Origin of the sequence: Ensifer adhaerens (genome assembly GCF_020035535.1) — a bacterium.
Classification (GTDB): domain Bacteria; phylum Pseudomonadota; class Alphaproteobacteria; order Rhizobiales; family Rhizobiaceae; genus Ensifer.
This window is the reverse complement of the sequence record NZ_CP083350.1, coordinates 1,613,414-1,636,482: the sequence shown is the minus strand read 5'-3', so window position 1 is coordinate 1,636,482 and position 23,069 is coordinate 1,613,414. Positions and strand designations below refer to the sequence as shown.

Below are 23,069 nucleotides of genomic sequence, written 5' to 3'. Positions count from 1 at the left end.
AAGTCGCGCATTAACCCGGGTTAAGCTTGGTGATGCCTTCCGCACGAACGCGCGTCGCGATGCGGCTGAGGCCGACCGGCGTGATGCCGAGATAGCCGGCAAGATCCTTCTGCGGGACGCGTGCAACCACCTCCGGTTCTTCGACGATCAGCGATCGGTAGCGCTCCTCTGCACTCAGCGTCAGGAACTGGCGTTCGCGGCGTTCCTTGCGCTCCGCCAGCGTCATCAAGGCGTGGCGGATCATGCGCGACCAACCGAGATCGGTGTCTGCCAGGGACTGTAGCGTGGCGAAAGGAATTCTCTCGAGGCGGCCACCCTCGACCGCAACCGCCGAAAAGCTCGCACGCCCGCTCGGCACCAGCGCCGAGAGGCTGGCAAAGAACCGTCCCTCGAAGGCGAAGGATTTGATCCACTCCTCGCCGTCGGCACGAAGATAGGTAAGCTTCACCAGGCCGCTTTCGATGACGTAAACGTAGGGATGCGGTTCGTCCTGATGGAAGACGGTTTCGCCGGCCTTCACGCTGCGGACGTGGATCGCCTCGGCGAGCCGCTCCGCCTGCGCCAGCGAATGCCCGGCGATGCGCTCGAAAAGCGAAATAGCAGCACCCTGTCCGCGCTTAACCTCGGTTAATGCCATTCCCGTCCTCCGGTTGCAGACTCGACTGCGCAACATCGGGAAATAGATCACATGGCACGTTACGTCGTCACCGGGGCAAGTTCCGGAATCGGTCGGGAAATCGCTCTGCAATTGGCATCCAAGGGACACAGCATCATCGCGCTTGGCCGCGACCGGGAGCGGCTTGCGGATCTGGAATTGCGAGACCGGAGGATCCAAACGCGCGCACTGGATCTCCGCGATCGGGCCGCCGTCATCGCCTGCGGCACCGAAATGATGGCAAGAGATACGATAGACGGCCTCATCAACAACGCCGCGATCCAGCACAATGTCCGCTTCGATGACCCGCACTATGATGTCGAGCAGATAGCGGCCGAAGTCGAAACCAATCTGCTTGCGCCGATGCTGCTGTCGCGATTGCTCCTCCCGAACGGGCGCCCCTTCCTCATCGTCAATGTCGGCTCAGCACTCGCCTGCCACCCGAAATCGACATCGGCGGTTTACAGCGCGACGAAGGCAGGGCTGCGCATGTTTTCGGATGCGCTTTCCGTCCAGCGTCAGGCAACGTCGGTCAGAGTGGTCGATGTCGTGCTGCCGCTTGTCGACACACCGATGACCGCCGGACGGGGACGAGGCAAGGTCAGTGCGGCCTACGCAGCGAAAGAAATCCTGCGTGCACTAGAGGGCGGAAGCCGAAGTCATGTCGGCAAGGCACGATTGTTACGGCTGTTAGAGATCATGGCGCCGGTCGCTGCGGCCGCGATCATCAGAAAGCTGTGAGGCCGTGATCGCCAGGCCGCATCTCGCGATCGCAGGCACCCGGTCGAAGAGCACAACGCGGAGGTCAGCCGGCCTCCGCATCCCTCAAGGCCACGATCTCGGTGGCGTTGTCGTTGGCGGCAAACTGCTCCAGCGTCATGTTGTCGAGGATCGAGGCGATTGCGTCGCGTACGTTGCTCATCGACTTGCGCACGTGACAGTTGACCGGATCGGCGCAGTCGTCGCAGGCCTCGAACGCGGTGCGGCTGGCGCAGCGTATTGGCGCCAGGGGGCCATCGAGCGTGCGGATGACCTGGCCGATGCGGATGTCGGAGGCTGGTCGAGACAGGGAATAGCCGCCGCCCGGGCCCTTCTTCGAGCGCAGGATGCCGGCATTGCGCAGTTCGAGCAGGATCGCGTCCAGGAACTTTTTCGGAATATTGTTCCGCGTGGCGATCTCGGTGATGAAGGCGGTCTCTCCGGGCTCCAGTTGAGCCAGGTCGACAAGGGCCTTGAGCCCGTATTTTCCTTTTTTGGTCAACATGTCACTTCACTTTCCTGAACAAGGAAAGCCGCCACAAGTCCGCGTGCCACGGCATTCGCCGGGGGGCAACGGGTTGTGACGGCCGCACTCTTTCGCTTAGGATGTCCTACACCCAAACCGCACCATTCTCAAGAAATTACGTCAGTTACTGCATAGATTTAGTGATTTTAGAAGGCGCTTTTATGGCAGGGGCGGATTTCCGCTCCCTTGGGCGGGCGGCTTGCCTCAAACACCTGCAGTTGCTTCCCTCAAACGACAGAAAAGCAGGGATCGGAGCCGCCGCAGGACGCCCCGGTTCAGGATCGATGCGATCACACCGTGAGATGCCGGCGCGCCTCTGATGTGTCCAGCGTTTCGGGTGCGCCCTCGTGGACCACAGCGCCCCGGTCGAGGATGTAGACGTGGTCGGCGAGCTCGCGGCAGAAATCAAGATATTGCTCGACCAGGAGGATCGCCATGCCGGTGGAATCCCGGAGATAGCGGATCGCCCGGCCGATATCCTTGATGATCGAGGGCTGGATGCCCTCGGTCGGCTCGTCAAGCACCAGGATCTTCGGCCGTGTCACCAGCGCCCGGCCGATTGCCAGTTGCTGTTGCTGGCCGCCGGAGAGGTCGCCACCGCGACGGCCGAGCATCGAGCGCAGAACCGGGAAGAGATTGAAGACGTCCTCCGGTATCGAGCGGTCGCCGCGCTTCAGCGGCGCATAGCCGGTTTCGAGGTTCTCCATCACGGTCAGCAGCGGAAAGATCTCACGCCCCTGGGGCACATAGCCGATGCCTTGTTTGGCCCGCCGATAGGGCGCCAGGCCGGCGAGCGATGCACCGTTGAAGGCGATGGCGCCGGCGCTCACCGGATGCTGGCCGGTGATCGCGCGGAGCAGGCTCGACTTGCCGACACCATTGCGCCCGAGCACGCAGGTAATCTTGCCCATCTCTGCCGTGATCGACACGTTGCGCAGCGCCTGCGCGGCCCCGTAGTGAAGGTTGACGTTTTCGACGCTCAGCATGGCGCGCGCTCCTCGTAGATTTCCTGCATGAGATGTCAGCGGCCGAGATAGTTTTCGATCACCTTGGGATCGCTGCTGACGAAGTCTATCGAGCCTTCCGCCAGCACCGCCCCTTCGGCAAGGCAAGTGACCTTGACGCCGAGCTCGCGGATGAAGCCCATGTCGTGCTCGACCACGACGACGGACCGGGTCTTGGCGATCTCCTTGAGCAGAACCGCCGTCTCGGCAGTCTCCGCATCGGTCATGCCGGCCACCGGTTCGTCGACCAGCAGCAGTTCCGGCTCCTGCGCGAGCAGCATGCCGATCTCCAGCCATTGCTTCTGGCCGTGCGAAAGGTTGGCGGCGAGGTCGTCACGATGAGAGGACATGCGGATGGTCGACAGGATTTCCTCGATACGGCCCCTGTCTTTTGATGTCAGACGGTAGAACAGCGTCGGGAACACGCCGCGCTTGCGGTTCAGGGCGAGTTCGAGATTGTCCCACACGGTGTGGCTTTCGAAGACGGTCGGTTTCTGGAACTTGCGGCCGATGCCGAGCGAGGCGATCTCCGCCTCGTCTCTCTTCGTCAGGTCGATCTCACCCTTGAAAAAGACCTGCCCCTCGTCCGGGCGGGTCTTGCCGGTGATGATGTCCATCATCGTCGTCTTGCCGGCACCGTTCGGGCCGATGACCGCCCGGAGCTCGCCGGGTTCGATGACGAAGGAGAGCGCGTTCAACGCCTTGAAGCCATCGAAGGAGACTGAGACGCCGTCGAGATAGAGAAGGCTGGTCGGTTTGGTCTGGCCGATTGTCTGGTTCATCTTGCCTACTCCGCCGCCATGGGTTCAACGGCCAGATTGTCCTGAGTATCAGCCGCCCGCGTCCGACGCTCCGCACGCCGGCGGGCGAAGTACGCGCCGGCCGTTCCGACGACGCCCTTCGGCAGGAACAGGGTGACCAGTACGAAGAGGCCACCAAGCGCGAAGAGCCAGAACTCCGGAAACGCCGCGGTGAAGATGCTCTTGCCGCCATTGACGAGAATAGCACCGACGATCGGGCCGATCAGCGTGCCGCGCCCGCCGACCGCCGTCCAGATCACCACCTCGATCGAATTGCCCGGCTCGAACTCGCCGGGATTGATGATCCCGACCTGTGGCACATAGAGCGCGCCAGCGATACCCGCCATCATCGCCGAGACGGTAAAGGCGAAGAGCTTGATGTGTTCGACCCGATAGCCGAGGAAGCGCGTCCGGCTCTCGGCATCACGCACCGCCACGAGCACCTTGCCGTATTTGGAGCGCACGATCGCCGACGTCAGGATCAGCCAGAGCGCCAGCATCAGCGCCGAGGTTGCGAACAATGCGGCGCGCGTCCCGTCAGCCTGGATGTTGAAACCGAGGATGTCCTTGAAGTCGGTGAGGCCATTGTTGCCGCCGAAACCCATGTCGTTGCGGAAGAAGGCGAGCAGCAGCGCATAGGTCATCGCCTGGGTAATGATCGAGAGATAGACGCCGTTCACGCGCGAGCGGAAAGCGAACCAGCCGAAAACGAAGGCAAGCAGGCCCGGAACCAGCACCACCATCAGCGCCGCGAACCAGAACATGTCGAAGCCGTGCCAGAACCACGGCAGTTCCTTCCAGTTGAGGAATACCATGAAATCCGGCAGCAGCGGATTGCCGTAGGAGCCGCGCGCGCCGATCTGGCGCATGAGATACATGCCCATGGCGTAGCCACCGAGCGCGAAGAAGGCCGCATGCCCCAGCGAAAGGATGCCGCAAAAGCCCCAGACGAGATCGAGCGCCAGCGCCAGAAGCGCATAGGTGAGATACTTGCCGAAGAGCGAGACCAGATAGGTCGGCACATGCAGCGGATGATCGGGCGCGGTCAAAAGGTTGAGCGCTGGAACGAGGAGCGCCAAGCCAACGAGGATCGCCACGACAAAGAGGATGCTACGGTCGAACGACCGCATCAGAAACGACGTGATCATGCTTCCACCGCCCTTCCCTTGAGCGCGAAGAGCCCGCGCGGTTTCTTCTGGATGAAGAGGATGATCAGCACCAGGACGAGGATCTTGCCGAGCACGGCGCCGGCATAGGGCTCGAGGAACTTGTTGAGGATGCCGAGCGAGAAGGCGCCGACGAGCGTGCCCCAGAGATTGCCGACACCACCGAAGACGACGACCATGAAGCTGTCGATGATGTAGCCCTGTCCGAGATTGGGCGAGACGTTGTCGATCTGCGAGAGCGCGACGCCCGCCATGCCGGCAATGCCGGAGCCGAGCGCGAAGGTCAGGGCATCGACGCGCGGCGTGCGAATACCCATGGAGGACGCCATGCGCCGGTTCTGGGTCACGGCCCGCATCCGAAGCCCCATCGGCGTTTTCTTGAGGAGGAACAGGAGGGCTGCGAACACCGCCAGCGCAAAGACGATGATCCAGAGGCGGTTCCAGGTGATCGTCAGCCCACCGAGATCGAAGGCGCCGGCCATCCAGGAGGGATTGCCGACCTCGCGGTTGGTCGGCCCGAAGAGTGAACGCACCGACTGCTGCAGGATGAGCGAGATGCCCCAGGTGGCAAGCAGCGTCTCGAGCGGGCGGCCATAGAGAAAGCGGATGACGCCGCGCTCGATCGCGAGACCGACCGCGCCGGTCACGAGAAAGGCGAGCGGCAGCGCGATCGCCAGCGACCAGTCGAAGAGGCCGGGATAGGCGTTGCGTATGACCTCCTGCACCAGGAAGGTCGTGTAGGCGCCGAGCATGACCATCTCACCATGGGCCATGTTGATGATTCCCATGACGCCGAAAGTGATGGCCAGTCCGATGGCGGCCAAGAGGAGAACGGAGCCGAGCGACAGGCCGTACCAGATGTTCTGACCGGCGTTCCAGAAGGCCTGGGTCTGTTCGATCCGGGCAATCGCCGCCTCGATGTCGGGCTTGAGGGATGCATTGGCGCTAGCCAGGGCAGAGGTCAGCACCGCAAGACCGTTGCGCCCGTTGCCTTCGGCAAGCAGTGCGATCGCCTGGCGCTTCTGATCGTCGGGGCGATCCGAGACAAGCAGCGTCACCGCGCGAGCCTCGTCGAGAACCTTGCGCACGGTCCCGTCCTTCTCGGCTGCGATCGCCGTTTCGATCGCCTCGAGCGCATCGGCATTCGGCGTCTGCAGCATGGATTGCGCCGCCTTCAGCCGCGCCCCGGCGTCATCGCTGAACAACGTCAGGCCGCCGAGCGCGCTTCGAACCGCGCGACGCACGGCATTGTTGACCTTGACCTTCTGCATCGCCGCCTTCGGCGCCTCTCCGGCATCAGCGGCGGTCACGGGATCGGTGAGCAGCAGGTTTGCGCCCTGCGCCTTGACGAGGAAGACCTTGCCGTCGGACTTGCGCTGGTAAAGCTCGCCTTCGCCCAGTGCCTGAAGCACGGGAATGACCTTGGCGTCGCCGGTGCTGGCGAGTGCCGAGATGCGACCGTCCATGTCCGAGAGCTTTGCCGCGCCGAGTTGGTCAATCAGTGCGCCGAGATCATCGGCGGCGCGAAGCCCGAGAACATGGATCGAGATGACCAGGCACAGGGCAACAAGCAGGATTTGCAGAATTCGGTACATCACCCTCTCGCTCGGGTCTCGCCGTGCCGCGCGGGCAACAGGCTTCGGTCGAGGTTTCGTGGGAACTCCCTCCGCCCGGCCGCATCATCGGGCGGAGGGTGCTTGCCCCCGGATTTCGTCATGCAAGGATTGTCCGGGCGGCTGACCGCCCGGTTATGATTACGTGATGAAATCAGGAGCCCTTGCCGCCGCACTTGCCGGTGGCAACGTTGAAGTTGCCGCAGGACATCGGCGCGCGCCAATCGGAGATCAGGTCCTTGGAGTCCGGCAGGTAATCGGACCATTCGTCGCCGACGACGAGGCCGGGGGTTTCCCAAACCGTCTCGAACTGGCCGTCGCCCTGGATCTCGCCGATCAGCACTGGCTTGGTGATGTGGTGGTTCGGCATCATCGTCGAATAGCCGCCCGAAAGGTTCGGCACGGAAACGCCGATCATCGCGTCGAGGACCTTGTCCGTATCGGTCGTGCCCGCCTTTTCGACCGCCTTCAGCCACATGTTGAAGCCGATGTAATGTGCTTCCATCGGATCGTTGGTCACGCGCTTGTCGTTCTTGGTATAGGCCTTCCAGGTCTTGATGAACTCGGCATTGGCAGGCGTGTCGACCGACTGGAAATAGTTCCAGGCGGCGAGATGGCCGACGAGCGGCGTGGTATCGAGACCGGCGAGTTCCTCTTCGCCCACCGAGAAGGCGACGACCGGAATGTCCTCGGCCTTGACGCCCTGGTTCGCCAGCTCCTTGTAGAAGGGCACGTTGGCGTCGCCGTTGATGGTCGAGACGACGGCGGTCTTCTTGCCGGCCGAGCCGAACTTCTTGATGTCGGACACGATCGTCTGCCAGTCGGAATGACCGAAGGGCGTGTAGTTGATCATGATGTCCTCGGGCTTCACGCCCTTGGAAATCAGATAGGCCTCGAGGATCTTGTTGGTCGTACGCGGATAGACATAGTCTGTGCCGGCCAGCACCCAGCGCTCGACGCTCTCGTTCTCCATCAGGTAGTCGACGGCCGGGATCGCCTGCTGGTTCGGTGCGGCGCCGGTGTAGAAGACGTTGCGCTGGCTTTCCTCGCCCTCGTACTGGACCGGGTAGAAGAGGATCGAATTCAGCTCTTCGAACACCGGCAGAACGGACTTGCGCGACACCGAGGTCCAGCAGCCGAAGACTGCGGATACCTTGTCGACAGAGATCAGCTCACGTGCCTTTTCGGCAAAGAGCGGCCAGTCGGACGCAGGGTCGACGACGACGGCTTCGAGTTTCTTGCCGAGCAGGCCGCCCTTCTTGTTCTGCTCGTCGATCAGCATCAGCATGGCGTCCTTCAGCGTCGTCTCGGAGATCGCCATGGTGCCGGAAAGCGAATGCAGGATGCCGACCTTGATCGTGTCGTCAGCGGCGAAAGCGCCGTTGAACGCCGTCGTCGACAGGATGGCGGCCAGGAATGCGCCGGTGACGCTTGCCTTGATATTCATCTGATGGAACCCCTCTCGTTCTGGAGCAACTGGGCTTTCGGTGCTTTTCAGCCGTTGCTTGAGGGGATCATCGGCCAGCCACGCTGCACTGCACATACGTCATTCTACGTAGGCGCCGGGGGCAAAGAGGAAGCCGGTCGACGATGGACCGCCGAGGCCGGCACAATCGGACCCCTTCATGCTTGACCTTACCACCGTTGGAAGCTCTAGAACCGGGCCCGCGCTGACGGCAGCCGAGCTGGAGACAGAGATCGATGCGCGCGGCCAGGATGCATCAAGCCCCAAGGGCCCCGAAAGACATGACCTCCTCACTTCACCCGCATTGGGATTTTGCCCGCGAGAAGCGCTCGCTTATCCTGCGCTTCGTCGCCTTTGCGATCCTGCTGGCGAGCCTCCTGCTCGGTGGCAACGAGGGCGCGGAACGCATGCACGCGGTCGTCGTCGTCAGCTATCTCGCCATCAGCATCGCTTCGGTGGCGACGGCGCGCTATCTGCCCGGCCGCACCTGGCTGACGACCTTCTTCGTCGTTCTCGATGCGCTCTTGGTCGCGCTGCTGCTCTATGCTCATATTCTTGCCGGGCCGGTGACGGCGAACCACAACCTGACGACGACCAGCCTCGTCGTCGCCTTCATCCTGCTCGTCCATGTCGGCCTCAAGCTGGAGAGGCGGCTCGTTCTCATTTTCTCCGGCATCGTGCTTGCATCCTGGGCGATGATGCTGGCCCTCACGGCTGCAAGACATGATGCGGCCGGCCCGCTTTCATTGCTGGGGGCATTCTTCAATCAGGATCTCGGCCTGACGGTCAGCTTCGGTTTTACCGCCTTCGCGATCTATCTTCTTGCGCGCGACCATGACCGGACCCGCAAGGAAGCGCTCAAGGCGGATCAACGACGGCACAATCTTTCCCGCTTCTTTTCACCGCTGGTCGTCTCGGCGCTGCAGGAGCAGGGTGATGCGCTTGGCCTGGAGCGGCGCCGTGCGGCGATCATGTTCGTCGACCTGCGCGACTTCACGCGGTTCTCGGAAACAGCACCCGCTCCCGAACTCGCATTCGTTCTCGCCGAATATCGCCAGCTCGTGTCGCAGACGATCTTTGAACACGGCGGCACCGTCGACAAATTCATCGGCGACGGGGTGATGGCGGTCTTCGGTCAGCCGAGGCCAAAGGAAGACGATGCGGATCGGGCGCTTGCCTGCGCGTTGGACCTCGTCGACATCCTGACGGATTGGAAGAACCACAACGCCCTGAACGGCCATCCGGCCCTCGATGCCGGTATCGGTCTGCACTTCGGCACCGTCGTCGGCGGCGTTCTCGACAGCGGCTGCCATAGCGAGTTCACCGTGATCGGCGACGCGGTCAACGTCGCCCAGCGCCTGGAGTCGCTCACCAAGACGCTGCAGGCGCCCCTCGTCGTTTCCGCAGCGCTGATGGCGCGGCTTCAGGCGCCGGTGCCACCTGCGACATGGGTCCAGCAGGAGGCCGTCGTGCTGCTTGGCCGCCGGCTTCCGGTCGATATCTGGTACTTACACCACAAAACTGAAATCGGGGCGCGGACGAGCAATCAAAAGGGCGCCGCGCAGGACACAGCCCGGAGCGAGCACTGACGGCACAGCAGTCATCTGAGGCCGAGCGTGAACCGGGTGGTAAAATCGCCGCCCCACCACATGGGGAAGTTGGTGCCCCATTTGTTGTTGTGAATGTTGAAGCGAACGCCTGAGGAATAGTCGGGCAGGTCCTTGCAGAAGGCCATGAACGGCCAGGCTTGCGGCGCGACCAGCGGCGTGTCGAGGTTTTCGACCACGAGTTCTACACCCGCTTCCGTCTGCCCGCGAACAGCCGTGACCGCCTGCAATTGCGCACCGCCGGCATGGGCGAAATTGCCGGTCGCGTGCCAGTGCCCCATCTTGCGCACGTGCCACGCGGAACGCCCCTCCGGCGTGAACGACAGGAAGCTCGCTTCCGGCATGCGGTTGGCATTCTTGCCATAGAGGGACAGCCGGATATCGAGCCCGTCCTTGCCGGCGTAAAATTCGATGGCGATTTCGGCGGGCGCGCCCATTTGCTCCACCGCTTCTGCCGGCATGGCTGCAACGATGGATGTTGCGGTTGTGCCGCGAAGCTGTGGCGCGTAGGCCTGCGAGCGCGCCTCCGCAACCTTCGCAAGCCCCGGTTTATCATGATCGAGCACGGCCCAGTCCATCCAATGGGTCAGATACGTATCCATATGCTGGCGCACGTCGCTGGCGTCGTAGCTTTCGTAGCGATAGGCAATCAGCGATCTGTTGGCGCCGCGGATCGTTCGCCCATCGGGCGCCGTCAGCGCGGCGACGTCGCCGGTTACCGGATCAAGCTCGATGAGCCAGCCACCGACATCGAGCCGCGTAGCGGTTTCGCTTGCCTCTGGCCGCGTTGGAACCGAAATCTCGGCAAGGGCCGCCTCCGCTCGGGCGGCGTCTTCGCCGTCCAGTTCCGCGACCGCCTGGTCGAGATAGGCCCGCTGCTCCGCCCAGGATGCCTCGGTATAGTGGAAGCGCTGATCGGATTTTCGTGCCGCTTCGAAGGCCGGGCGCGCCCAGGCTTTCTCGTCGCGCAGGAACGATTTGATATCGACGCCGCAGGTGTGTTCGGCGACCAGCGCCAGTTTGCGCCCGAAAGCCTGGCGGCTTGCCGTCATCCGCTCTGCGGCAAATCGGTCGTAGAGCCGCTGCAGCGCCAGATAACGGGCGATCTTTTCCGGGTCGGTGCCGCTGCCGTGGATCCAGCTATCGCCGAGTTCCTTCTCTACCACTGGGAAACGTTCGCGCGCCTCCCACATCAGCTTGCCGTAGTCCTCCAGCGTCGCAGCACGCACGACGGCACCCGGCTCGTGCTTCAGGATCTCGCGATAGGCCTCGGCCGTCTGCGATACGCTCTGCGGGCCGATATTGTCGCTGGTGTGCGCGAAGCTCAGGCCGTCGGAGAGGCCCTCGGGGAAATAGGTCTCGCCATAGGATCGCTGGTACATGACGATGATCTCTTCGCCACCCTGCGCCCGCCAGCGGAAAACATCGGGGATTTCCGGCGGCGGCGAGGCCGAGTTGACGCCGATATGCAGGAAGCGCACGCCGGCTTGCGCCAAGAGCGGCACCATGCCGAGCGTATGTCCGGGCACGTCGGTCATCTTCGCGGCAATCGTCTTCAGACCGAAGCGATGGTCGAGCTCCTGCGCATAGGAAAGACCCGCCTTGAAAAGATCAGGTGACATCAGCTCCGTATGGGTCGTGAAAGGCAGTGCGTGCCAGCGGATCAGCCCCCGCTCGATCGCTTGCTCCAGCCGCGCGACCTCTTCTTTCGAACGTGAATTCAGGTGATCCCAGATCAGCCAGGCACCGGTCGTCCAGATGAACTGCGGCTCTTTCGGATTCTCCTTGAAGAAGTGCTCGCCGGTCTCGATCGCCTGCGGAATGAAGCGCTCGTGATACTGCTTGCGAATCTTCTCTGCGTGATCGGTGAAGCCGATATCGAGATGTGTCTTGAAGACGACGTGAATGCGTTTTCCGGTCATGTTCATTACCTTCAACCGACGGTGCCCCGCACGATCAGGCGGGTGTTGAGTGTCTCGGTAAGCGGCTCGGCATCGGGTGCCCTGAGCCGCATGAGGATGAGGCGGACGAGCGCACGCACGCGCTCTTCGAGGTCGATGCGCACGGTGGTGAGGTTGTAGCTCTTCCAGTGCGCCTGCGGGATGTCGTCGAAGCCGACGACCTTGACGTCTTCGGGCACGGAGAGCCCGAGTTCGTGGCGCAGCGCGTCGATCGCCCCGAAGGCACCGACGTCGTTGGCCGCGAAGATCGCGTCGGCGCCCTCGCCGATGCGAAAGAGATCGAGCGTCGCCTGGTAGGCGGTGTCATAGGTGTAGTCGCCGGCAAGCACGATCGGCGCATCCATGCCGCGTTCGACGAGCGTCTCCTTCAGCGTGCGCTCGCGCTCGGCATTGGCGAGCGACTGCGCCTTGCCGCCGAGATAGGCGATGCGACGGGCGCCATAGCCCTGAAGCAACGCCACCGCCTGTTCGATGCCGTTCTTCTGCCGCACCAGCAGGCGGTCGTAGAGCGTGCCGGAGGCGGCACCCGCGAACTGCTTCACATCGTCGTAGATCACATAGATCGGCACGGCGCGATCGAGAAAGCCGCAGAGCACGTCGGGCAGGATGTTCTCGGTGAAGGCAATCACCGAATCCGGGTTGAAACCGCGCATATAGGTGAGCAGGCGCGGATCCATGCTGAAATCGGCCTTGGCCTTGAAGAGCAGCGTCGCGAAACCTTCCGCCTGCAATGCAGTGGTCAGCGCGTCGATCTCCTGGCTTTCCCAGGGGCTGCAGACATCGGGCACGATCATGCCGACGAGATGCGAGCGGCCGGTGACGAGCGATCGCGCCGCCATGTCGGGCGTGTAGTTCAGTTCGCGCGCCACCTGCAGGATCCGGTCGCGTTTTTCCGGCTTCAGCGAAGCGTTCGGGTTGAAGGCCCGAGACACGGCAACACGGGAAACATTGGCCTCGCGCGCCACCTGATCTGCGGTGGCTCGGGCAGCTTTCTTGTCGGCGCGATCGTTCATTTATCCGTCACAAAATGAAAACGTGTTCATTCACAAAAGAAATCAACTCGGCGATTTCGTCAAGTGGAATAGGTATTCCTTCGATAATCACGGAAAGAACGCTTAGTCCATGTTGACAAAAATGAAAGCGTGTTCATTCTTGGTTACCGTCGGGACGCCGGACCTGGAGGAGGGACGGACTGTCGCAGCCAGACACATAGGTCCTTGAGAGGATCGACCGGGAGGAGAAAACATGCGTACCAGGTTTCATTCCCTATTGCTCGGCGCAGCCGCGGCCATTGCCTTTGCCGCGCCGGTGAGCGCCACCGAACTCAACGTTACGTGCCGCTGCATCATCGGCGGCGTAAACAGCGGCATGGCCGAATGGATCGAAAAGAAGGTCATTCCCGCCTTTACCGAGAAGATGAAGGCCGAAGGCAAGGACGTCACCGTCAAGCTCACGCAGTTCGGCGGCGAGGACGAGCAGCTGACGCAGCAGCTCGCACTCGATTTTTCCACCGGCGCCGGCCCTGACGTCTCGGGCTTCGACGGCTTCCTGATCCCGAGCTTCGTCCAGGGCAATCTCCTGAAATCGCTCGAGGAGGTGGCCGGCCCAGACGTTCCGAAATGGGAAGGCTGGCAGCATATCTCCGACGGCACCAAGGCGCTGATGAGCTACCAGGGCAAGCCCTACGGCATTGCGCTCGGCACCGACGCCCGCATGATCTTCGTGCGCAAGGACCTGTTCAAATCGGCCGGCCTCGATGCCGACAGCTGGCAGCCGAAGTCCTGGGACGAGTTGCTCGACGCCGCGCGCAAGATCAAGGCGACCGCCCCCGACAGCTTCCCGCTGCAGCTCAATGCCGGCGTCTCCATGGGCGAGGCGACGACGATGCAGGGCTATTGGATGGCGCTGCTCGGCACCGGCGAGCAGGTCACCGACGATAGCGGCAAGTACATCGTTTCGAGCCAGGGCATTCTCGACACGCTGAAGCTCTACAAGACCATCTATGTCGACGACAAGCTCGGCGACCAGCGCGCGCAGTTGCTTGCCGACGGCCGCAACCGGACCTTCGCCAATTTCCGCGACGGCAAGACTGCGATGCTGGTCGAGGGCGACTGGTTCTATCGCTCGGTGACAGCGCCCGGCGCCGAATTCGCCGTCGCCGATCGCGACAACACCATGACCTGGAAGAAGATGCCGGCCGCGGCACCGGGCAAAGGCCTGCGTGGCCAGGATTTCGTCACGATGTCCGGCGGCACTGGCTTCGTCATCAATCCGCATACGGACGCACCTGCCGAATCCTGGGCGCTGCTCTCGTTCATGAACAGCAAGGAGCAGCTCGACGCGTTTCAGGAAATCCAGCCTGCCATCCGCATCCGTGACGACGTGGCGATCCCGAACTCGCCGTTCCTGACGGAAACGGCAACGACCCTGCTGCCGATCACCACGGCGCGTCCGAACGACGCCAATTACAACAAGGTCTCGACCGAGATCCAGCGCATGACCGAAAGCGTCGTTTCCGGCGAACTCTCGCCTGAGGACGCGATGGCTCAGTACAAGGCTGCCGTCATCGCCATTGTCGGCGAAGAAAACACCGTCAGCACGCTCTAAAGCCAATGCGGGATGCGGCCGAACGAGGCCCTCATCCCGCTTCGATCCAACGACAGAGCGCCCGGCTGCCATCCGTGGCCGGGCTCCCGATCCAGGATATGGGCATGAAACGCGCATGAAGAAATTCTCCCTGCTTTCGACGCGCGCCGGCGCGCTCTTTCTGGCACCGGCCACGGCCCTCGTCGGGGTCTTCGTCATCATCCCCTTCTTCTGGGTAATCTTCGTCTCCTTCACCAACCGCACGCTGCTCGGGCGCACGGCCGTCGATCCTGACTTCGTCGGCCTGCAGAACTATTTTGCGCTCTTCAATCCGGCGACCTTCTTTACCCGCGGCCAGTTCGGCTTTTCGCTGATCCTGACGATCCAGTTCGTGTTGCTATCGGCCCTCATCGGCCAGGCGCTGCTCGGCCTGCTGCTCGCCTGGCTCAGCCAGACGGTGACGCCCACGCTCAAATCCTTCCTGCAGACCGCGGTCATCGCCGCCTGGATTCTGCCAGAGGTCGTGATCGGCTTTGCCTGGTTCGCCTTCCTCGACTACGACAACGGCACGCTCAACATGATCCTGCGCGGCCTCGGCCTGCCGCCGGGCGACTGGCTGTTGCAGCAGCCGTTCTGGGTGATCGTCTTCTTCAACACCTGGCGGGGTGCCGCCTTCTCGATGATGCTGTTCAACTCGGCCTTCCAGTCGATCCCGCCGAGTTATTTCCAGGCCGCCGATGTCGCCGGCGCCACCTCCTGGCAGAAGCTGCGCGATATCGCCCTGCCCTTGATCCGCGGCCATGTCGTCACCGATCTCATCCTTATCACCATGTGGACCTTCAACGTCTTCACGCCGTTCCTGCTCACCCACGGCGGGCCGTCCTATCGGACCGAAATCCTCTCGATCTACACCTACCGCATCGCATTCAAGGATTTCGAATTCGGCAAGGGCGCTGCCGTCGGCGTCGTCATCATGCTGATCAATCTCGCCTTCGCGCTCGTCTACCTTCGTCTTGCACACAAGAAGCAGGTGGAGGCGGAATGATGCAGAAGAAAGCCCAGAACATCTTCGTGCGGCGCACGATCTTTGCGGCCGCCGCCGCCTTCCTCGGTACGGTCTTCGCGCTGCCGCTCGTCTGGTTCATCTTTGCGCCCTTCAATGCGCGTGCCGAACTCGGGCTTGCGATCCCCTCGCCTTTCACGCTTTCGAATTTCGCCACCGTCTTCCAGAACACGTTTGCCATGCAGGCGCTGCTCAATAGCCTGATCCAGGCGGCGGGCGGCGTGGTGCTGGTCGGCGCGGCGGCGACACTTGCCGCCTATGCCCTCTCGCGCTCGCCGATCCCTGGCAAGGGCGCCGTCACCTATATCCTGCTTCTGTTTTCCTCGGTGGTTTCGGGCTCGGCGGCGATGGTGCCGATCTTCCTCATCATCTCGGCGGCAGGTCTGATCGATACCCACCTCGCCGTGATCCTCGTCTTCGCCGGCGGATTGCTGCCGACGGCGATGTTCATCCTTCGCGATTTCATCGACGCCATTCCGCGCTCCTATGAAGAGAGCGCGATGGTCGCCGGCGCCTCCCCACTTCAGGCCTTCTTCGACGTCGCACTGCCGGTCATAAGGCCCGGCATCGTCGTGGTCGTCGTCTGGGCCTTCGTCAACATCTGGGGCAGCTTCCTCATCCCCTTCATCCTGTTGCGCAGCGACAAGCTGATGCCGGCATCCGTCGCGATCTACTCCTTCTATTCGGAGGCCGGCACGCCGATCGTCACGCTGCTTGCCGCCTATTCGCTGATCTACTCGCTGCCTGTCATCGCCCTTTATCTCTTCGTGAATTGGAAATTCGGTTTCCGGTTCTTCGGTGGCATCAAGTCGTAATCGGAAATCTGTCATGGCCTCTGTCGAATTCCAGAACATCTCCAAGACCTTCGGCGCCTTCGTCGCCGTGCCCGACATCAGCTTCCAGATCGCCGATGGCGAATTCATCTGCCTGCTCGGCCCGTCGGGCTGCGGCAAGACGACCAGTCTCCGCATGATCGCGGGTCTCGAAACGCCGACCTCAGGCCGGGTGATGATCGGCGGCCGTGACGTCACCTATTTGCACCCGAAGGACCGCGGCATATCCATGGTCTTCCAGGACTATGCGCTCTACCCGCACATGAACATCGCCGACAACATCGCCTATCCCCTGAAGGTGCGCGGCGAGCAAGAGACCAAACGCCACGCCCGCGCCAAGGAAGTGGCCGATGTGCTCAAGATCGGCGACCTGATGAAGCGCCTGCCGAGCCAGATTTCCGGTGGCCAGCAGCAACGCACGTCGCTGGCGCGCGCGCTCGTCTATCCGAGCGAGGTCTATCTTTTCGATGAGCCGCTTTCGAACCTCGACGCCAAGCTGCGCCTCGAAGCGCGCGGCTTTCTCAACCACCTGCAGCGCGACATGGGCATGACCGCCGTCTACGTCACCCACGATCAGGCCGAGGCCATGGCGCTCGCAACCCGCATCGCCGTCATGGACAAGGGCCGGATCGTCCAGTTCGCGCCGCCGATCGAAATCTATCGCCGGCCGGCGACGACCTTTGTCGCCAACTTCGTCGGCAATCCGCCGATGAACCTTGTCGCCGTGGAAGCGTCTATTGGGGAGGGAGCCTTGCACCTTCGCGCCGAAGGCCTGCAACTGGCGCCCATCGCCCCCACCGACGTCATCGCCAAGGCGGCGAAGTCAGGCAGGATGACACTTGGCGTGCGCCCGGAACACCTGCGCATCGCAGCCGCAGGCGATCCGAATGTGGTTTCCGGCGAACTCTTCGCCAACGAGAACATGGGGCCGGAGAGCCTCGTCACGTTGGAGCGCGGCGACAACGGTCGCGTGACCGCGCGCATCTTTAGCGACGACGAGATCAAGGTCGGAACCTCCGTCCATCTCGCCTTCGACGCCAGGCACATCACCCTCTTCGACGACAGCGGCGCCCGCATTCCCGCCGCCGACGAGCGCTGAGGCGGCCATGCAGGAATTTTCCGTGCGGATCACCCGGCAGCATCAGGCGGCCGATCCCTACTTCTACCTGCCGCTCGAGGTACCGGAAGGTGTGACGCGCGTCGACGTGACCCTGAGCTATCCGAAATCCGAGCAGTGCATCATCGATCTCGGCGCACTCGATCCGCGCGCGACCGATTATCCGACCAGCCAAGGTTTTCGCGGCTGGAGCGGCGGGGCGCGCGACCGCTTCTTCATCGCCACCGATGACGCCACGCCCGGCTACATCCACGGCGAGATGCCGCCCGGCCAGTGGAAGGTGATGCTCGGCCTCTACAAGATCCCCGAGGAGGGCGCCGAGATTCGCGTGACGGTCGATTTCGACAGAAGCCAGCGCCCGATCGTGCCGCAACCGGAACGACGTTTCCCTGCGCGCAAGGAAGCCGGATGGTATCGCGGCGATCTGCACTGCCATACGTTCCACTCGGATGCGGCCGGCTCGCCCGAAATGCTGCATGCCGCAGCGCGACAGGCGGGGCTCGACTTCCTCGCGGTCCCCGATCACAACACCATCACCCAGCGGCGCTACTTCCATTCGCATTCCTCCGCGGACCTCGTCTTTGTCCGCGCCATGGAAATCACCACGGCCGTCGGCCATGCCAATGTCTTCGGCGTCGACGACTGGGTCGACTTTCGTATGACGAAGCCGGAGCACGCCCACACGCTCGCGCGCCTGGTGCATGAACGCGGCGGCCTGCTCTCGGTCAACCACGACAAGCCGACGATCCCCTGGGACTACGAGCTCCCCGAAATCGACTGCATGGAGGTCTGGCAGTCTCATTGGCTCGCCTGGAACTGGGTTTCGCTCGAGCGCTACCAACAGCGCCTTGCCTCGGGCCTGAAGATCTCGGCGATCGGCGGCAGCGATTTCCACCAGCCGGCGCGACTGATGCCCGAGGGGCCGCTGGTGCTCGCCCGTCCGACGACCGTGCTTTACATGGAGGAGCTTTCTGAAGACGCCGTGCTTGGGGCCATTAAATCCGGTCGCGGCTATGTGACGGAAAGCCCAACGGGACCGCATCTGGAACTCACCGCCAACGGCGAACCGATGGGATCGAGCGTCAGCGGCCACGTTGTGGCCGAGGCGTTGGTTCGCGGCGCCAAGGGCGACCGGCTGCTGTGGCTCGACGCCTCCGGCATCGTCGGTGAAGAGATCATCGAAGCTGACGACTGGACCGCCCACTATGCCGGTTCGCCCGATCGGTTCCTGCGGACCGAAATCGTCGCCGTCGCAAGCCGCGAGACGATCGTCGGGTCATTCCGGGAAGCCCTTCACGGCAAAGGTTTGCCCTGGGAGCTCTCGGAGGACGATCTTTCGAAACAGACGATCCGCCGCGCCATCAGCAACCCGATCTATTGTCGGCCCAACTGACGGCCGCTGCACTCCGCAACTGACCTCATTCTCAGAGTATGAATCATCCGATTTCGGCACGCCCAGCGCCGGAGCCGGATGGCTGACATTTCTTTGCTGCAACGCACATTTTACGATTGCAGCAATTTTAAGCAGAAAACTTCCGTGCTAAGAAAAAAGGCAGAGGCTCCCTCGAAGGCACGTTAGGAACCCCATGGCGGCACGCCAGCGCATCATTCCCGTCAGGCGTGAATACAATCGCTGGGTCGCCAACCAGACGCTTGAGGACTATGCGCTGCGCTTCACCGCCAAGAGCGCCCGGCGCTTCTCCTCCGAGCGCATTTCGCAGACTGCCATCGGCGCGATCTCCTTTCTGGCGTTGGAAGCGATCGGCGGCGCCATCACCATGTCCTACGGCACGACCAATGCGATCGTTGCGATCGTCGTCGCCAGCCTGATGATCCTCACCGTGGGGCTGCCGATCAGCCGCCATGCGATCCGCCACGGCGTCGACATCGATCTGCTCACCCGCGGCGCCAGCTTCGGCTATATCGGCTCGACGGTGACCTCGCTGATTTATGCCAGCTTCACCTTCATCCTCTTCGCGATCGAGGCCTCGATCATGTCGGGCGCGCTTGAACTGGCGCTCGGTATCCCCTTGTGGATCGGCTACATCCTGAGCGCCGTCGTCGTCATTCCGCTCGTTACCCACGGCGTGCGGCTGATCAGCAAGTTCCAGTTGATCACGCAGCCGTTCTGGATCGTGCTCAACGTCCTGCCCTTCGTTTTCATCGCCTTTGCCGATTGGGAGAAGGTCGGCGCCTGGCTTGCCTATTCCGGCATTCACCACGCCTCAGGGCCTCCCGGCACGTTCGCGCCCTTCGATCTCGTCGAATTTGGCGCGGCGTCCGCGGTCATCTTCGCGCTGATGGCGCAGATCGGCGAACAGGTGGACTTCCTGCGCTTCCTGCCGCCCGATGGTCAGCGCAAGCTACATCATCGCATCGCCGTCTTCCTCGCCGGTTCCGGCTGGGTAATCGTCGGCGCCCCGAAATTGCTCGCCGGCTCGTTCCTGGTGGTGGTGGCGCTTTCGGCCGGCGTGCCTTCGACCAAGGCCGCCGATCCGGCGCAGATGTACTACACCGCCTTCGGCTACATGATCCCCTCCGACACGGCAGCACTTCTCCTGATGGTCGCCTTCGTTGTCGTGTCGCAGCTAAAGATCAACGTCATGAACGCCTATGCCGGGTCGCTCGCCTGGTCGAACTTCTTCTCGCGGCTGACGCACAGCCACCCGGGCCGCGTCGTCTGGCTGGTCTTCAACGTCGCCATCGCGCTCCTTTTGATGGAGCTCGGCATCTACCGGCTGCTCGAGGAAACGCTCGGCGTCTTCTCGATCATCGCCATGGCCTGGCTCTGCACGATTTCGGTCGATCTTTTCGTCAACAAGCCGCTCGGGCTCTCGCCGCCGGGCATCGAGTTCAAGCGCGCCCATCTCTATGACATCAATCCGGTCGGCCTCGGCGCCATGGCGATCTCGGCGACCGTTGCGCTGACGGCGCATTTCGGTGCCTTCGGCGAGATTGCTGCCTCGCTCGCGCCCTACATCGCGCTGGTCGCCGCCTTTGTCGCCTCGCCGCTGATTGCCTGGGGTACCGACGGCAAGTTCTACCTCGCGCGCAAGCCGCGCCGAAGCTGGGCCAACCGGACGGACATCACCTGCTCGATCTGCGAGCACCCGTTCGAGCCCGAGGACATGGCCTGGTGCCCGGCCTATGCCGCACCGATCTGCTCGCTCTGCTGCTCGCTCGATAGCCGCTGCCATGACATGTGCAAGCCGAAGGCGCGCTTCAACGCCCAGGTCGCGACCGTCGCCAACACCCTGCTTCCTCGCGTTGTCACCGAAAAGCTCGCGACGCGGCTCGGGCGCTACGCCATCTCTGCGGTGCTGTCGATCGCCGGCATCGGCCTTATTCTCGCGATGATCGCCGATCAGACCGGAGGCTCATCCCCCGAAGTCGCTGCAGTAGTGGAACGTACTGTCGCCGTCGTCTTCTTCGTCTTTGCCGTGCTCGCCGGTATCGTTTCGTGGTTCTACGTGCTTGCCCATGACAGCCGCGTCGTCGCTGAGGAAGAATCGTCGCGACAGAACACGTTGCTGCTGAAAGAGATTGCCGCGCACAAGAAGACGGACGCAGCGCTGCAACAGGCGAAGGAAACGGCGGAAGCGGCCAACCGCGCCAAGAGCCGCTATGTCGTCGGCCTCAGCCACGAGCTTCGAACGCCGCTCAACGCCGTGCTCGGCTACGCCCAGGTGCTGGAGCGCGACGAAACGATACCGCCGGCGCGCCAGGGCGCGATCAAGGTCATCAAGCGCAGCGCCGACCATCTTTCCGGCCTGATCGACGGGCTGCTGGACATTTCGAAGATCGAGGCCGGCAAGCTGCAGGTCTATTCCAACGAGATCAACATTCACGATTTCCTCGACCAGATCGTCGAGATGTTTCGGCCGCAGGCGCAGGCAAAGAGCATCACCTTCGAGCATGAACGCGCCGCCAGCCTGCCGCGCCACGTGAAGACCGATGAGAAGCGCCTGCGACAGATCCTGGTCAATCTTCTCTCCAACGCGCTGAAATTCACCGAGCGGGGCGGCATCCGGCTGGATGTCGCCTATCGCAGCCAGGTGGCGACTTTCACGATAACCGACAGCGGCCGCGGCATTGCCGAGAAGGACCTGCCGCGTATCTTCGACCCGTTCCAGCGCGGCGAGGCCGAACATGTCGGCAGCATGCCGGGCCTCGGCCTGGGGCTTACGATCACGCGCCTTCTGACGCAGACGCTCGGTGGCGAAATCGCCGTCACCAGCGCGCTTGGCGAAGGCACAACGTTCCGCGTCCGCCTGATGCTTTCGGCAGTCGACCGCCCGGCGCTCGCGGCACCGGTCCGGCGCATCACCTCGTATCTCGGCTTGCGACGCACGATCGTCGTTGTCGACGACAATGTCGACCATCGCGCGCTAATGCGCGAGGTCCTGGTCCCCATGGATTTCACGGTCTTAGCCGTCCCATCCGGGGCCGATTGCCTGTCGCTGCTTGCGGACGTCAGCGCGGACCTCTTCCTGATCGACATTTCGATGCCCGGCATGAACGGCTGGGAACTTGCGGGACGGCTGCGCGAAGCCGGACAGATGGCACCAATCATCATGCTGTCGGCCAATATCGGCGACGGCTCTGCGACCGGCGCCTTTGCCGGCCATAACGACACGCTCGCCAAACCTTTCGTGGTCAGCCAACTCGTCGACAAGCTTGCGGTCCATCTCGATCTCACCTGGATCCACGAAGGCGAGGAAAGACCGCCGCACACCGCACCAATGGCCCGGTCGATCATGCGTCCAGATTTCCATCACGTGCAGGAACTGATCCGCCTCGGCGAGATCGGCTACATCAGGGGCATCGAGGCCAAGCTCACGGAGATGGCGCTGGCGCCCGAACATCAATCCTTTGTCGAGGAGGCCCGAACCTATGTGCAGGCCTTCGATCTTTCGGGCTACGACGCCTTCCTCAGGAACGGCACAGAAGAAGGAGGCAACGCCCGTGGCTGAGACCTACGACCGCCGCGACATCGTACTGCTCGTCGACGATTCACCGGAGGCCCTCGGCTTCCTCACCGAGGCTCTGGAGCGTTCGGGCTTTTCCGCGCTGATCGCAACCTCGGGCAATGCCGCGCTTTCGATCGCGGAACGCATCACTCCCGACGTCATTCTGCTCGATGCGGTCATGCCCGGCATGGACGGCTTCGAGACTTGCCGGCGGCTCAAGGCCAACGCCGCCGTCGGCCAGACACCGGTGTTGTTCATGACCGGCTTGAGCGAGACCGAACACGTTGTCCGCGCGCTTGAAGCCGGCGGCGTCGACTATCTGACCAAGCCGATCAATATCGATGAGCTTCGTGCGCGCATCCGCGTCCATCTCTCCAATGCCCGCTCCGCCCAGAGCGCACGGGTCGCACTCGACGCGGCCGGCCGCCATCTGCTGGCAGTGCGCGCCGACGGTGGCGTCTGCTGGTCGACACCACAGGCGACCCGCCTCGTCAATGCGGCAACCGGCCGTGACGATGGCTTGAGCACGGTCACCAAACGCATCGCCCGCTGGATGGAAAGCCGCGCCCGTGGGCCATCTTCGCACGATGAGAGCTTCACGCTCGATCAACCCGGCCAATCGGGCTTGCAGATATCCTATCTCGGTGGCATCGGCCCGAACGAGTATCTCTTCCGCCTGACCGCCGAGAGCCGGCTGACGGACGACGAAATGCTGCGGCAGCACTTCGCGCTGACACAGCGAGAGTCCGAGGTGCTGCTCTGGATCGCCAAGGGCAAGGCGAACCGCGACATCGGGGAGATCCTGGGCCTGAGCGCGCGAACCGTAACCAAGCATCTGGAGCAGATCTATGTGAAGCTCGGCGTCGAGAACCGGGCATCGGCCGCCGTCAAGGCGACACAGGTACTGCACGGCATCTGAGGCGAGACCGGAACATCCGCGGCGC

18 protein-coding genes are annotated in these 23,069 nt (G+C 62.9%); 9 read left to right on the top strand and 9 right to left on the bottom strand.

What is annotated here, in order from left to right; all coding sequences use genetic code 11:
* Positions 1-10 precede the first annotated feature (10 nt).
* Complete coding sequence (locus LAC81_RS27770; RefSeq protein WP_223727907.1) at positions 11-637, bottom strand: Crp/Fnr family transcriptional regulator; 627 nt, start codon at positions 635-637, stop codon at positions 11-13.
* A 51-nt stretch (positions 638-688) separates the two neighbouring features.
* On the opposite strand from LAC81_RS27770, the gene LAC81_RS27765 reads away from it, so the two are divergent.
* Entirely contained in the window at positions 689-1,396 is a 708-nt protein-coding gene (locus LAC81_RS27765) for an SDR family NAD(P)-dependent oxidoreductase (RefSeq protein ID WP_223727906.1), read from the top strand.
* A 64-nt stretch (positions 1,397-1,460) separates the two neighbouring features.
* Here LAC81_RS27765 and LAC81_RS27760 read toward each other — a convergent pair whose 3' ends face one another.
* The 6 genes from LAC81_RS27760 to urtA form a co-directional block, all read right to left on the bottom strand.
* Entirely contained in the window at positions 1,461-1,919 is a 459-nt protein-coding gene (locus LAC81_RS27760; RefSeq protein ID WP_060522010.1) for an RrF2 family transcriptional regulator, read from the bottom strand.
* A gap of 311 nt (positions 1,920-2,230) precedes the next feature.
* The gene (urtE, locus tag LAC81_RS27755) at positions 2,231-2,926 is read right to left on the bottom strand and encodes an urea ABC transporter ATP-binding subunit UrtE (protein WP_223727905.1); all 696 of its coding nucleotides are present in this window, start codon (positions 2,924-2,926) and stop codon (positions 2,231-2,233) included.
* 35 nt (positions 2,927-2,961) lie between these two features.
* Complete coding sequence (urtD, locus tag LAC81_RS27750) at positions 2,962-3,726, bottom strand: urea ABC transporter ATP-binding protein UrtD (RefSeq protein WP_223727904.1); 765 nt, start codon at positions 3,724-3,726, stop codon at positions 2,962-2,964.
* A 5-nt stretch (positions 3,727-3,731) separates the two neighbouring features.
* A complete protein-coding gene (urtC, locus tag LAC81_RS27745) occupies positions 3,732-4,892 on the bottom strand; it encodes an urea ABC transporter permease subunit UrtC (protein ID WP_223727903.1) in 1,161 nt (386 codons plus the stop codon).
* Complete coding sequence (gene urtB, locus LAC81_RS27740; protein ID WP_223727902.1) at positions 4,889-6,505, bottom strand: urea ABC transporter permease subunit UrtB; 1,617 nt, start codon at positions 6,503-6,505, stop codon at positions 4,889-4,891. The genes urtC and urtB overlap by 4 nt, the downstream gene beginning before the upstream one ends.
* A gap of 172 nt (positions 6,506-6,677) precedes the next feature.
* Positions 6,678-7,970 carry an urea ABC transporter substrate-binding protein gene (gene urtA, locus LAC81_RS27735; protein ID WP_113538420.1) on the bottom strand — a complete coding sequence of 431 codons (1,293 nt, stop codon included), beginning with the start codon at positions 7,968-7,970 and terminating at the stop codon, positions 6,678-6,680.
* A gap of 299 nt (positions 7,971-8,269) precedes the next feature.
* Between urtA and LAC81_RS27730 the strand changes: the two genes are divergently transcribed.
* Positions 8,270-9,577, top strand: a complete 1,308-nt coding sequence (locus LAC81_RS27730; RefSeq protein ID WP_223727901.1) for an adenylate/guanylate cyclase domain-containing protein — start codon at positions 8,270-8,272, stop codon at positions 9,575-9,577.
* Between the two features lie 11 nt (positions 9,578-9,588).
* Here LAC81_RS27730 and LAC81_RS27725 read toward each other — a convergent pair whose 3' ends face one another.
* Together LAC81_RS27725 and LAC81_RS27720 are read right to left on the bottom strand one after the other, a co-directional pair.
* Entirely contained in the window at positions 9,589-11,517 is a 1,929-nt protein-coding gene (locus tag LAC81_RS27725; RefSeq protein ID WP_223727900.1) for a DUF5054 domain-containing protein, read from the bottom strand.
* An 11-nt stretch (positions 11,518-11,528) separates the two neighbouring features.
* The gene (locus LAC81_RS27720; protein WP_223727899.1) at positions 11,529-12,569 is read right to left on the bottom strand and encodes a LacI family DNA-binding transcriptional regulator; all 1,041 of its coding nucleotides are present in this window, start codon (positions 12,567-12,569) and stop codon (positions 11,529-11,531) included.
* 232 nt (positions 12,570-12,801) lie between these two features.
* Here LAC81_RS27720 and LAC81_RS27715 point away from each other — a divergent pair, with 232 nt between their 5' ends.
* The 7 genes from LAC81_RS27715 (at position 12,802) to LAC81_RS27685 (ending at position 23,044) form a co-directional block, all read left to right on the top strand.
* Positions 12,802-14,163: an extracellular solute-binding protein gene (locus LAC81_RS27715; RefSeq protein WP_223727898.1), complete on the top strand. Its 1,362-nt coding sequence runs from the start codon at positions 12,802-12,804 to the stop codon at positions 14,161-14,163.
* Between the two features lie 115 nt (positions 14,164-14,278).
* A complete protein-coding gene (locus LAC81_RS27710; protein WP_223727897.1) occupies positions 14,279-15,187 on the top strand; it encodes a carbohydrate ABC transporter permease in 909 nt (302 codons plus the stop codon).
* A complete protein-coding gene (locus LAC81_RS27705) occupies positions 15,187-16,020 on the top strand; it encodes a carbohydrate ABC transporter permease (RefSeq protein ID WP_223727896.1) in 834 nt (277 codons plus the stop codon). The genes LAC81_RS27710 and LAC81_RS27705 overlap by 1 nt, the downstream gene beginning before the upstream one ends.
* Before the next feature lie 13 nt (positions 16,021-16,033).
* Complete coding sequence (locus LAC81_RS27700) at positions 16,034-17,137, top strand: ABC transporter ATP-binding protein (protein ID WP_223727895.1); 1,104 nt, start codon at positions 16,034-16,036, stop codon at positions 17,135-17,137.
* A gap of 7 nt (positions 17,138-17,144) precedes the next feature.
* The gene (locus tag LAC81_RS27695; protein ID WP_223727894.1) at positions 17,145-18,548 is read left to right on the top strand and encodes a CehA/McbA family metallohydrolase; all 1,404 of its coding nucleotides are present in this window, start codon (positions 17,145-17,147) and stop codon (positions 18,546-18,548) included.
* A 193-nt stretch (positions 18,549-18,741) separates the two neighbouring features.
* On the top strand, positions 18,742-22,128 hold the full coding sequence (locus tag LAC81_RS27690) for an ATP-binding protein (RefSeq protein WP_223727893.1): 3,387 nt from the start codon (positions 18,742-18,744) through the stop codon (positions 22,126-22,128).
* Positions 22,121-23,044: a response regulator transcription factor gene (locus tag LAC81_RS27685; protein WP_223727892.1), complete on the top strand. Its 924-nt coding sequence runs from the start codon at positions 22,121-22,123 to the stop codon at positions 23,042-23,044. The genes LAC81_RS27690 and LAC81_RS27685 overlap by 8 nt, the downstream gene beginning before the upstream one ends.
* Positions 23,045-23,069: the final 25 nt, after the last annotated feature.